The sequence below is a fragment of the Lentzea alba genome, from assembly GCF_047445655.1.
Classification (GTDB): Bacteria; Actinomycetota; Actinomycetes; order Mycobacteriales; family Pseudonocardiaceae; genus Lentzea; species Lentzea alba_A.
In genome coordinates, this window is sequence record NZ_JAJAEG010000105.1 from 1 (window position 1) to 948 (window position 948).

The window sequence follows — 948 nt, forward strand, 5'->3', positions numbered from 1 at the left end:
TTCGTCGGCTCGGGCGTGGGCGGGGTCGAGGATGGTGGTGAGCAGAGTGATCAGCTCGCCGGTGCCGTTGCCGTCGCGGTCGGGCACGTCGTACTCGATCACCCGAGCCCACTGCCCGTCGCTGGGATGGATGTCCTGTCCGGCGCGGGCTGCGGCGGTCACACGGTCCCGGCGTTCACGTTTGTGGGTTTTCGGGTTGGACAGCATGGTCAGGTAGGTGCCGTCGGCCAGCACCCGTACCACCGGCAACTCCAGCTGGGTCGGTGCCCGCCACAACAACGCCGCACCCGTGCTCGCGGCGGATTCCCAGGCGGGGTAGGAGTAGAAGTTGCGGTCCGCGGTCAGCAGCTCATCGGCCCGCAGCCGCGGATATAGCTTGCCCGCCAACGCCTTCTCCGACATGGCGTAGGTGCCGATCTCGGCGGCGAGGAAGGCATGGGTGCCGCACTCGGTGAAGGTCACCACCCGTGCTTTCGGGAACGCCGAGCGGCCCTCGCCGGTGCCGGCGTAGCCGAACTCGGCGGCGTTGGCCTCGCTGTCGGGCAGGTCCACCTCGAACCCATCGATCGCCAGCAGCCGCCAGTCCCGCAGCCACGCCCCGCGCGCCCGCCCGGCCGCCAGCAGCCCCGCCATCGGCCCTGACTCCCCGCCCGCCGGCCCGCAGACCCGCTCGAAAATCTCTTCGAACACGGCCGGGCCCAGCCGTTTACGGGCCTGGGTGACCGCGCTCGAGGTCGGCACCGTCCACGAGGCGTCCCAGCAGCCCCACCGATCCAGCGACCCCGTCACCTTGGCCACGACCTCGGCGTAGTCATCGTCGGGGAACAGGCACAACGCCATCGTCAGATACGCCACCACATGCGGCGGCAGCTTCCCATCCGACCTGCGCGCCCCCACCCCGCACACCGCGATCGCCTCGTCCACCGCGTCCCGCGGCACCGCCGTCAC

At 70.9% G+C, this 948-nt stretch carries 1 protein-coding gene; it reads right to left on the reverse strand.

Features of this window, described 5'->3' with window-relative positions; translation table 11 throughout:
- Positions 1-948 (reverse strand): IS4 family transposase (locus tag LFM09_RS50090; RefSeq protein ID WP_414103733.1); only part of this gene is annotated, 948 nt, incomplete at both ends.